At 49.3% G+C, this 12,220-nt stretch carries 7 protein-coding genes; all 7 read left to right on the plus strand.

Features of this window, described 5'->3' with window-relative positions; translation table 11 throughout:
• The first annotated feature begins 139 nt into the window (after nt 1–139).
• The 7 genes from NDI48_14705 (at nt 140) to NDI48_14735 (ending at nt 12,144) form a co-directional block, all read left to right on the plus strand.
• Entirely contained in the window at nt 140–646 is a 507-nt protein-coding gene (locus NDI48_14705) for a DUF4168 domain-containing protein (protein MEP0832421.1), read from the plus strand.
• 28 nt (nt 647–674) lie between these two features.
• Complete coding sequence (gene ureE, locus NDI48_14710; GenBank protein MEP0832422.1) at nt 675–1,115, plus strand: urease accessory protein UreE; 441 nt, start codon at nt 675–677, stop codon at nt 1,113–1,115.
• 82 nt (nt 1,116–1,197) lie between these two features.
• Nucleotides 1,198–1,908: an urease accessory protein UreF gene (locus tag NDI48_14715; protein ID MEP0832423.1), complete on the plus strand. Its 711-nt coding sequence runs from the start codon at nt 1,198–1,200 to the stop codon at nt 1,906–1,908.
• A 1,239-nt stretch (nt 1,909–3,147) separates the two neighbouring features.
• A complete protein-coding gene (locus NDI48_14720; protein MEP0832424.1) occupies nt 3,148–4,455 on the plus strand; it encodes a response regulator in 1,308 nt (435 codons plus the stop codon).
• A 370-nt stretch (nt 4,456–4,825) separates the two neighbouring features.
• The gene (locus tag NDI48_14725; GenBank protein ID MEP0832425.1) at nt 4,826–5,191 is read left to right on the plus strand and encodes a response regulator; all 366 of its coding nucleotides are present in this window, start codon (nt 4,826–4,828) and stop codon (nt 5,189–5,191) included.
• A gap of 174 nt (nt 5,192–5,365) precedes the next feature.
• Entirely contained in the window at nt 5,366–5,905 is a 540-nt protein-coding gene (locus tag NDI48_14730) for a chemotaxis protein CheW (protein MEP0832426.1), read from the plus strand.
• Complete coding sequence (locus NDI48_14735; protein ID MEP0832427.1) at nt 5,875–12,144, plus strand: GAF domain-containing protein; 6,270 nt, start codon at nt 5,875–5,877, stop codon at nt 12,142–12,144. Before NDI48_14730 ends, NDI48_14735 begins: the two co-directional genes overlap by 31 nt.
• Nucleotides 12,145–12,220 lie beyond the last annotated feature (76 nt).

Consider the following 12,220-nt stretch of genomic DNA (forward strand, 5'->3'; position numbering starts at 1 on the left):
GCAATCTTAGAGATGATATCGCCAGATAGAATGTTGCTTTCAGGATTGACCTGCGTCCTGTACCATCTTTAAATGTGTGAACAACCCCTTCACTCAATTGTGCCAACCGTATTCAAGCCAAATTCAGAAGGGTAATAAAGTGGAGCAGAAAGCGACTTCTCTCAAGTCCCTCGGTTTATCTCTGGGGTTTTCCCCTATCTCCCTATCCCCCATCCTCACTAAAGCGGCTATTGGGTGGTTCGCTGGAATCACAGCGATTTTGACTGGATGTGGTTCTAATCCAGCTTCTGAGTCTCCAACGCCTACTCCCATGGTGACATCAGCGAGTTCAGAGGACATAGAAAATTATGCCAGAGCCATTCTCGCGATCGAGCCAATTCGTCAGGTAGCCTATGAAGAAATTCAGAAAATGACGAATAACGAGACGATTCCTGATGTTACCTGCACTAAACCAGAATCCCTCGCTGCTCTCTCGAAAAATATTCAAGGGATTGCTGTCAACTACTGCGAACGCTCCAAAAAATTTATTGACGAAACGGAGGGCTTGACAATGGATAAATTTAATGCAATTACGTCAAGCGCCCAATCCAATCCGGAATTACAACAACGCATTCAAACTGAGTTAATTCGCCTCCAAGACAACTAATTCAAGTGCTATTGTGAATTTCCTGCTAATGCTGACTTTTACACAACGTCTGAGTGCTGATGTAGACATCCCTGTCAGCTTTATCCTCGCGCTTACGGCTGAGGAACGGACTCGAACGCGCCACCGTTTTGAAGCGCCTGAGGGTCAAGTTATCTATTTGCGCTTACCGCGAGGCACTGTCCTCCAGAACGGGGATTTACTGAAAGCTGAGGGGGGTGATGTTGTGGTGCGGATTGTCGCTAAGCCAGAACCTGTGATCACAGTGACATCCCAGACGCAGGTGGATTTACTCAGAGCGTCCTATCATTTGGGTAATCGCCATGTGCCTTTAGAAGTTGCTCCTTGCTATTTACGCTTGTCTCCTGACCCGGTTTTGCAGGCAATGCTGGAACAGCTAGGCGTGGAAGTTAAGGAGGAAGTTCTACCCTTTCAACCTGAAAGCGGAGCTTACGGGCATCATCAGGCTTAAGGAATTGAAAATTAGGGATTGGGGATGGGAGATGAGACTAATAGCTAATAGATTAATAACCTTCAATATTTAGCACTTAGCCATGAATCATCACCAATCTCCCAGTTCTCTATTGAATCTGTTGCAACTGGCTAGCCCAGCCCTACCGGTGGGTGCTTATAGTTATTCGGATGGTTTGGAAACCTTGCTTGAAGCGGGTGTGGTCAATACCCAGAGAAGCTTGTGGCAATGGCTAGAGCAAGAACTGCGGTATGGAGCGATTCGCTTAGAAACAGCGGTGATGATCCGAGCCTATCAGAGCGTTCTGAGTGGGAATGTTGAGGCGTTGGGCTACTGGAATGCTTGGCTGACGGCGACCAAGGAAACGACCGAGTTGCGATCGCAAAGTTGGCAGATGGGTAACTCTCTGATGCGGCTGCTTCTAGATTTGTCGCCTCCACTTCCCACATCCGCTACCCTATCTCTACAGGATTTGGCCTCGGCGGCGGGTACACCGTGTAATTATGCGATCGCGTTTGGTCTTGCTGCTGCCTACTCGCAAATTGACCTCACAGCCTCTGTATTAGGTTATTTACATAGCTGGGCTTCTAATCTGATTAATGCTGGGGTCAAACTCATCCCCTTGGGGCAAACGGCAGGTCAACAGCTCTTGTTTGAACTGAACACAGACTTAATTCGATGCACTCAAGAGGTTTTAGCCTTAGAGGATGAACAATTAAGTAGTTGTGGCTGGGGATTGGCGCTTGCGAGTATGGCACATGAAACCCAGTACACGCGCTTATTTCGGAGCTAGCGGAGAATCAAGTCGAGCGACTGTTGCGGTGTTAAGGATGAATTACGTAAATCTACGGATATTCATACGCCTATAGCAGGACTCCCCTGGCGATCGCTAGCTCTAAGTTAACGCGACTTGATTGCCGATTCTTGATATGATGGGTTTGAGGAGAAGACCGAAAGCTCAATCTGAGTAGACCCATCTCCCTCACCGATCAGTTGCTCTAGCCAATTTCTCAAGGGATTAAGTTGAGCGAACCCGTTAAATCGGCAACTGCTAATTACGCATTTTGGCAGAGAAAAATGATTCCTCTTTACGTAGATCTATCGAATGGGATATGATCTATACTCAGAACTCTGTATAAATCCCCAAAATCTATCTAAGTATATTTACCGACTAAACAAAGAACAAGCGGGAACAGGGTTCATGCACCCAGGGTGTTAGTAGGGGTGTTTTTTATCCGTCAAGTTTAGTGAAAGCACACTTGATCGACTCTCAGGGCTAACCAAATCTATCAATCTACCACGGCTGCAACCTAGCTTACTTTCTAATGCAGTCATTGCAACAGGCTTGATGAAAAGCTGGCTTCAGGGGTTTTTTATCTTTTCTCATCAAGGTTGCTATTGTGCCGTCCTAAGAGTTTAGGTTTTCTACCAAACAGGGTTTCCCCTGACGATTGGGTCTAGGTATTGTGCGGCCCAAAGCGAGATAACTCATATAGTCATTCTCGATTCCCTGAAATACACAAAGGCCATAGCCATTTAGCAGGTACACCATTCAGGTGTATTACACCCAACTGGAATCCACTATATCATGCCAGATTATTACCTGCAACCTATTACTCTGTTTGCGTCTTCCGTCTCCAGATGGAGCTTCAGCCATAACGTGGCGAACATTAGGGTTGGCGCAGCCTGCACGCCGCCCATAACCTTGCCCTGTCCAGAGGTTTGGGAAGTCTTCAATGCGGCATCAGCAAAACCACTTGTATTACGACCAGCCAACCGAAGAAGAAATAGTCCCTGCATGATGTTGTGGACTCCATCTATAACGTTCCAGTTTTGCTGATGGCGTATTACAGGGTTTTATCTGGGGAAACAGGATATGGAGTCAGTAAATCAGCCCCCAATGGACTAACAACTCACTAGGTATGACTTAAACTCCACCGTCCGCTCTTAGGTCAGGAATCCCTTTACCCTTACAGTCGAGGTCTTTGCCACAATGCTTATTCCATCATCTATCAGTTCGCTGAAGCCCCTGATGACAACGAACTATGAAGTCGTTAGCATCGCTGAACTGTCAGAGCAAATACAGGCTTATAGCCAAGAGCGATTTACAGGTTGGTTGGATTTAAAGCTTGAAAATAGCCAAGACCAGCAATGGAGACTGTATTTCTGCCTAGGAAGTTTAATTTGGGGTACGAGTACAGTGCATCCAATTCGCCGTTGGTATCGGCAGTTGTCTCGCCACTGCCCAGGACTAATGGCGGGTAAAGAGTCAAATCCGAGGCAGTGGTCGGACTACGACGCCTTAGCCGACATGGTCAAACAAGGCAAAATTCAACCGGATCAACTCCAAGCGGTCGTGGAAGACCAAATAATGGAGATCCTGTTCGACATCATCCAATGGGGAGAACAACTCCGCTATCGTTCTGGAGGAGAACTTCTTTATCGCAGATGTTTGGGAGACACCCTTAAAGATGCAAAAATAGTCATGATTCCCGCCGTTCAGGCTTGGCGGTACGCCCTGAAATTATGGGAAGCTTGGCAGCGAGCTGGTTTAGAAGATGTTTCACCAAACCTAGCTCCTGTCATCTTGAAGCCTGAAAAATTGCGAGAACAAACCTCCCTGATTGTTTACCGCAACCTCAGCACTCTGGCCGATGGCAATCAAACCTTCCGAGATTTATCCGTCAAGATGAACCGGAACTTGTTAGCTTTGATTCAACCCATCTTGCCTTGCGTTCGTCAAGGCTTGATTGGATTGAGAAAAGTAGAGGACTTCAGCTATTCCCTGAAGAGAGTTACATCCACGACCTCTAAGCCTCAAGAGATGGCAAAGGCTGTCAACCCGGAACAACCTGCAAACCTGGAACGTCAATCCCCTAGCCCCTTAGTGGCCTGTATTGATGACAGCCGGATTGATAGCCTAGCCATGCATAAAATTCTCACTGAGGCTGGCTATCGCTGTATTAATATACACGACCCCGTGCAAGCTTTGCCGATATTACTCGAAAAAAAACCTGACCTGATCTTCTTAGATTTGGTCATGCCCGTTGCTAACGGGTATGAAATTTGTTCCCAAATTCGTCGTATTTCGGCTCTCAAAGAAACACCCGTAATTATTCTCACCAGCAATGACGGAATTGTAGACCGTGTGAGGGCCAAAATGGTGGGTTCCTCAGGCTTTTTAGCCAAGCCCATCAATGCAGAAAAAATGCTGAATATGCTACGGATGCATCTACAAAAATCAATGCAGCCATCAACACCTGTCCCATCCATGAAAGACAACAACGAAGACCCTATGTCTACTCAATTGATAGACAAAAGTTATCCCCAACTTTTGTGAAGGATTTCAGTCCCCCAGGACAAGATGCTGCTACGCCAAAAAGAGTGATCGCTCTCTTGGGACGCCAACCGAACACCAACAGGGAATAGCAAGACAAGCTACGTTGACTCTACTCACCCCTTAACGTCCAAAGACTTTTGATCAATCCGGGCTGAAGCTCGTTACCCACAATAGGTTCAGTCTAACTCCTGTGCTAACGCACAAGCAGCACAGTGCAAGAACCACACACATAAAAACAGGAATAGAGACAACGCAAACAGGATTTCGCTTCTACCAAGGCTGTCCTAATAGAAAGCGGCATACCACGAATCCCGCTTTCCTCTCATCGCAACTTGACAAATATGACAGAGTTTTCTCGCAGGATTTTGAAATGACTACAGTCCTTTTAGTTGAAGATAGCTTGACAGAAACAGAGGTGCTGACCCAATACCTCAGGCAGGCCGGTTTAACAGTGGTCAGTGTCAAAAGTGGTGAGGAGGCTCAGATCAAACTCCAGTTGCAGAAACCGGATTTAGTGATTCTCGATGTCATCTTACCAGGGCAAAGCGGCTTTGAACTGTGCCGAGAACTCAAAGCGAATGCCAAGACCCAAAAAATTCCTGTCGTGATTTGCTCCACCAAAGGCAGCAAAGCAGACAAACTTTGGGGTTCAATGCTCGGAGCAGATGCCTATATTCCCAAGCCCGTGAATCAGCAAGAACTAATGCAAACTATCCGGCAATTAACGACCGTTTAGGCATGAGTGCCAAACAGGGGTTAAAAGAAAGCCGATTGATGCTCTCTAAATCTACCCCTACGGGGAACGCGGCGCGAACAACCTTCAACTTTTAACCGACCCTCATGGGGAACGCGACGCGAACAACCTTCAGCTCCCCAAGGTTTGACTGATGAAATCAACCAGGATTTAGAAATGTTCACCTCCATGTTTGGCGGCTCAACCGCAACAAGTCTTGACCCTCTAACCTTAGAGCCACTGCCTCCAGAAACCCGCCAGCGGCTGCTTCGCTTTCCCTTGAGTCCGCAAGAGAGTGCGCTGCTGCCCTTAGAGCAAATTGCAGAAATTCTCAGATTGAACGTGACGGAAATTCTGCCCGTTCCAGAAATGCCCAGTTGCGTTTTGGGAATTTGCAATTGGCGCGGAGAAATGCTCTGGCTAATAGACCTCAACCATCTGGTTGGCAATCCCCCCGTGTCCTGGGCGTCAGGAGCATCTCCTGTCGCCATGGTGGTTCAGGTCAAGAACCAATCTGTGGGTTTGGTGGTGCAGCAAGTCAACGACATCGAATTACACGACTTGCAGCAACTTCAGCCAGCAGCCATTGGCTTATTTCCGTCCAGACTTCTGCCTTTCATCTTAGGGGCTTTGCCTGGAGACAACGGCACTGTCTTGGATGTCACAGCGATTACGAGGAGTCCCCTGTGGAAGATACACCAAAGAGGAGTTTCCTGAGAACTTTACACTTAGCCTCTCTCTCAACAGCGCGATGGCTGAGGCAACTCAGGAGGAATGTTAGCTCAAAACCTCTAGCCCCTGAGGAGCAGTTAGAAAGCTTACCACGGCTTCCCCCTGCACTAACCCCTGATCATGAGTTAGAAAGCTTATCCCGGCTTCCACCTGCACTAGCCCCTGATCATGAGTTAGAAAGCTTATCCCGGCTTCCCCCGGCATTACCCCCGATTAATTGGTATCCAGAGCGGTATCTCAGCCAAAGTCCGACACTCGTGCCTGTTTCCTCAAATGGTAATTTCTCTGTGCCTTTGCCATTGAGAACCGCTCTTGTGCGTGACTTACTCTGTACCTCAATGGCGACATCCTCTGAGAATCAGTTTTTGCTACCTGGAGGGCAGCCGTATCACGGAACGGGAAACACGGCGATAGAAACCACTCCAGACGATCCAGGAATGCCCTACCCGTCCTGTTCCGATTTAACAGGACATCAAGACGAGGAAAGTACGGAAGGGGAGGAATCCCCACCCAGCCATTCCGAAGCTGACGATCCATCTTTGCCCTCGCCTCACCCCGTCAGCGCACCCTTATGTCTTCCTGAGGTGAGTGGATCGGACAGTGACACCTCATCCCCTTTTCATCCCGACACCGTTCTACCTGAGAACACCGATCTTCCCGACGCATTTACTCAACCCGATCTCGAAACAACTAAAACTTTAACCATGCACACAATTGACCCATCGGAACATATCCTCAGCCCTGAACCCCAGCACAAACTCTCCCAGAGTCATGTCAATGGCGATTGGGCTTCTATCGGAGCCAAGGGTAACCTCACCCTCGACATGGAGGAATACTTAAAGCGCGAACGGCAGTGGTTATTAAATCTTGCCGAACGGATGCGCCAAGCTTCAACTTTTGAGACGATTAACACCCTGCTCGAAATTACGATTACAGAGGTTCGCGACCATTTAAAAGTAGACCGGGTTCTGATTTATCGTTTCCAGAGCGAAACCCACGGAGTCGTGATGGCTGAATCGCTGTTGACTGGGTATACCCCTAGTTCAGGAGCATTTCTGCCAGCTCTGATCTTTGGTGGTAACAATCAGAAAGAGTTCTACCAGCAACAAGCGGTTACTCTGAGTCCTCGCGACTCATCTACGACGACTCCTTACCAAATCCAACTGCTCAAACGCTACCAAGTTGAAGCCAGCCTGAGTTTGCCCATCATTATAGATAAGCGAGTGTGGGGCTTACTGGTTGTGCAACAATGCTCGACTTCAAGGCCTTGGCAGGAAGCTGAAATTAACCTGCTTTATCAGATTGTCACTGAACTAACGCTTCACCTTCAGCTCGGAGAAGTTCGCAGTCAAAAGCAAAGAAAGATTGAGCTGGAAAAAGCCATCGGTAAAGTCTCGGCGAAAATCCTAAAAAACATTCTCCGCTCTTCGGATGTTGCCACCGTTTTTAGCAACGCGACGAAAGAAATTCGGCAGCAACTTCAGTGCGATCGCGTAGCTGTCTATCGCTTCCTTCCGGACTGGAGTGGTGACTTTGTCGCAGAGTCAGTCGGACAAGACTGGGTGCCATTGGTCGGGCCTAATATCCAACAAATCTGGGCTGATACCTATTTGCAAGAGACGCAGGGCGGTCGGTATCGCAATGAAGAAACCACTGCCGTCGATAACATTTACACGGCGGGTGTCACCCAGTGTCACATTGAGTTGTTGGAGCAATTTGAGGCGAAAGCTTATCTAATCGCGCCCATTTTTGAGGGAGAAAAGCTGTGGGGGTTGCTCGCGGCCTTCCAGAACTCTGGAGCGCGTCACTGGGAAGACGTGGAGATCAGTATGTTAGCGCTGATTGGCAGGCAGTTTGGTGTCGCGATACAGCAGGCAGAATACTTGGAAAAACTTCAGACTCGAACAGGGCAACTCTCTAAAATAGCCGAGCAAGAGCGCTCCGCAGCTCGTGTCATTGATAAAATTCGCCAAACCACCGATATTGAGACGATTTTCAAGACGACTACCCTAGAAGTGCGTAAATTCCTCAACGTGGAGCGAGTCACCATCTACAAATTCCGCGAGGACTATTTTGGTGACTTTGTCACGGAATCCGAATCTGGGGGTTGGCCAAAACTGGTGGGCAGTGGTTGGGAAGACCCCTATTTAAGCGAACACCAAGGCGGTCGCTTCCGCAACAACGAGCCGTTAGTGGTGGATGATGTCTACAACGGTGGCTTAACCGATTGCCATGTGGAAGCTTTAGAAGAATTTGGCGTCAAATCTTGCCTGGTGGTTGCCATTTTCCAAGGCTCAAAGCTCTGGGGCTTGCTTTCCGCCTTTCAAAACAGTGGGACTCGCCATTGGCAAGAGAGCGAAGTCAAGCTGATGATGCAGATTGCTGACCACCTAGGGGTGGCTATCCAACAAGCCGAATACCTCAAACAAGTCAAAGCCCAAACTGAGCGGCAGGCGAAAGAAGCACAACGGGAGCAAGCCTTAGCCAAAGTCATTGACAAGATTCGCCAAACCTTAGACATTGAGGCCATTTTCACCACCACCACCCAGGAAGCTCGCAAACTGCTCAACGTGGAGCGAGTCACCATCTACAAGTTCCGCGAGGACTATTTTGGTGACTTTGTCACGGAATCCGAGTCTGGGGGTTGGCCTAAACTGGTGGGCAGTGGTTGGGAAGACCCCTATTTAAGCGAACACCAAGGCGGTCGCTTCCGCAACAACGAAGCGTTAGTGGTGGATGATGTCTACAACGGTGGCTTAACCGATTGCCATGTGGAAGCTTTAGAAGAATTTGGTGTCAAATCTTGCCTGGTAGTTGCCATCTTCCAAGGCACAAAACTCTGGGGCTTGCTTTCCGCCTTTCAAAACAGTGGGACTCGCCATTGGGAAGAAAGCGAAGTCAATTTGATGATGCAAATTTCTGCCCAATTGGGGGTGGCTCTCCAACAAGCCGAATACCTCAAACAAGTTCACACTCAAAATGAGCAACTCGCCAAAGAAGCCCAGCGGGAGCGAGCTCTCGCCCGGGTGATTGACAAGGTTCGCCAGACCTTAGATATCAGCACCATTTTCAAGACAGCGGCGCACGAAATGCGGATGCTACTGGGCGTTGATCGAGTCACCATCTACAAGTTCCGTGACGACTATTTCGGTGACTTTATCTTTGAATCCGAATCTGGGGGTTGGCCTAAACTGGTGGGCAGTGGTTGGGAAGACACCTATATCAAAGAACATCAAGGAGGTCGGTTCCGTAACAATGAAGCCTTAGTGGTGGATGATGTCTACCATGGCGGTTTAAGTGATTGCCATGTGGAAGTCTTAGAAGAATTTGGCATCAAATCCTGCCTCGTCGTGTCGATCTTCCAAGGGCAAAAGCTGTGGGGATTGTTCTCCGCGTTTCAACACACCGGTGCTCGGCATTGGGAAGAGAGTGAAACCAAGTTGCTGATGCAAGTGAGTACCCAACTAGGCGTCGCGCTGCAACAAGCGGAATACCTGACGCAGTTGGAGGAGCAATCCAGCCAGATTGCTAAAACGGCACAGATGGAGCAAGCCACCAACAAAATTGTCACCAAGATCCGCCAGTCCTTTGATTTGGATCAGATTTTCCGGATCACCTGTACAGAAATGCGCCAGCTCCTGAAAGCTGACCGCGTTGGTATATTTCGCTTTGACCCTGACTCCGGTTTTAATACTGGGGCACTCGTGTCCGAAGATGTAGCGGCCGGTTTCACGCCAGCGATGTCTGTCAAAATTGAAGACCACTGCTTTGGTGAAAAGCACGCGGAGAATTATCGCAAGGGTCGGACTTGGGCGGTTACCGATATTTACAAGGCCAACCTCGCTGATTGTTACATTACCACCCTCTCCCAGTTGCAAGTACGGGCGAATCTGGTGGTGCCACTGATGCAAGAAACCGAATTGTGGGGGTTACTCTGCATTCACCAATGCAGTGAGCCGCGTACTTGGCACAAACATGAAATTCAGTTTGCCAAACAAGTCGCCTATCAATGTGGGGTAGCTCTGGAGCAAGTTCAGTACTTGAATAAGTTGCAGGAGCAATCCACCCAGTTGGCCACCATGGCTGAAACCCAAAAAATGGTGGCGAAAATCCTCACCAAGCTCAGTCATGCTCAGGACATAGACTCTATCTATCGCACCACCAACCGAGAAGTGCGGCAACTGATCAAGTGCGATCGCGTCGCCGTCTATCAGTTCTATCCGGACTGGAGTGGTCGGTTTGTCGCTGAGTCGGTAGCCAAAGGCTGGGTGCAACTGGTGGGACCGGAAGATATCCAAACCGTCTGGCCCGATACCTATTTACAAGAAACTCAAGGCGGTCGATATCGCAACCGTGAAACCTTCGTGGTGGATGATGTCTACACGATTGGTCACTCTGAGTGTCACCTGGAAATCTTGGAGCAATTTGAAGTCAAAGCTTATGTGCTTGCGCCGATTTTCGTCGCGGACAAGCTGTGGGGTATCCTAGGCGCTTACCAAAACACAGGACCCCGTCAATGGAATAATGCCGAAGTCACGGCTCTGACTCAAGTCGGTCAGGGGGTCGGTACCGCCTTACAACGGGTGAATTACCTGGAACAACTAGAGCAGCAGTCTAATAAATACGCCAAACTCGCGGAGCGAGAAGCCAACTTTATCAACCTGCTCTACAAAACGGGACAGCGCATTGCTGAACATTTGCAGCAAGGAACCCTCAACCCGATTACCCTGTTGCGTGCGACCAGCCAGGAACTACGATTATTGCTCAAAGCGGATCGGGTGGCAGTCTATCGCTTCAATCCCAATTGGAGTGGAGAATTTGTGATTGAAGATGTCGGTGGCTCCTACATGAGGCTCGTAGGCACTGACATGGCGCAGGTGACTGATTCGCTGTTGAAGGAAACCAAGGGCGGCATTTATCGTAAAAATGAAGTGAGCGTGGTCAACGACATCACCAACAGCAATAGTTTGACCTTTGAGCAGCAGGCACTGGAGCAGTGGGGGGTCAAATCGTATGCGATCGCTCCTCTATTTAATGGCGATCAGCTCTGGGGCTTACTCGCGGTTTACCAAAACGCGGAACTCCGGACTTGGGAGGAAGGTGAGGTTAAGCTCCTCGTACAAATGGCCACACAGCTCGGTATTGCCCTGCAACAGGCCGAATCCCTCGACCAAATCCAGCACCAGTCTCAGCAGCTCGCGGAAGCGGCGCAGCGGGAAAAAGCCGACAAAGAAGCATTGCAGCAGGAAGTGTTGCAGTTACTCTCCGCCGTGCGACCCGCTTTGGAGGGGAATCTCACCGTCCGAGCTCCTGTGACCGAAAGTGAAGTGGGTACGGTAGCAGATGCCTACAACAATACCCTGCAAAGCCTGCGTGCCATTGTCCAACAGGTGCAAGACTCCTCTCGGAAGGTTGCTCACACCTCTCAAGAGAGTGATGTGGCACTCACCAGCCTCACGGAGCAAGCGCAGCAACAATTCCAGGCGCTAGAACAAGCCCTAGAGCAAATCCAGACGATGGTTGAATTTACCCAAGGCGTGGGGAATAGCGCACAACAGGTAGAAGCCTCTGTCCAACAGGCCAACCAAATCGTCCGGACTGGGGATGAAGCCATGAACCGCACCGTGGATGGGATTTTGGCCATCCGGGAGACTGTGGCGGAAACCAGTAAGCGGATTAAGCGCTTGAGTGAATCGTCCCAGAAGGTTTCCCGTGTGGTCAACCTGATTAGTAACTTTACGACTCAAACCCAACTCTTGGCTCTCAATGCTTCGATTGAAGCCACCCGCGCTGGGGAGTATGGACGTGGTTTTGTGGTGGTTGCCGATGAGGTGCGAACTCTGGCGCGTCAGTCGGCTGAGGCGGCGACGGAAATCGAGCAGCTCGTTCAGGAGATTCAGAAGGGCACCGCTGAGGTTTCTACGGTGATGGAAACTGGTATCCAACAGGTGGCTCAAGGGACAAATCTGGTCACAGATGCCCGTCACAATCTCAATGCGATCATTGAAGCCACCAGTCGCATTAGCCAACTGGTGGAGGGTATTACCAATGCCACGCAGCTACAGACTCAAGAGTTTCAATCGGTTACTAAAACCATGACCGAAGTAGCCGGGATCGCAAACAAAACCTCGGAGGATTCCAAAGACATTTCCACCTCCTTTAAGGAGCTTCTAGCCATGGCTCAAAACCTTCAGCGCCACGCTGACCAGTTCAAGGTCAATTAATGGTTAATCGGTAATGGGTAATGGGTAATGGCACACCAAACAATTACCCATTCCCTTTCCTACTTTACTCTGTGCT

Source organism: Microcoleus sp. AS-A8, assembly GCA_039962225.1.
GTDB lineage: Bacteria > Cyanobacteriota > Cyanobacteriia > Cyanobacteriales > Coleofasciculaceae > Allocoleopsis.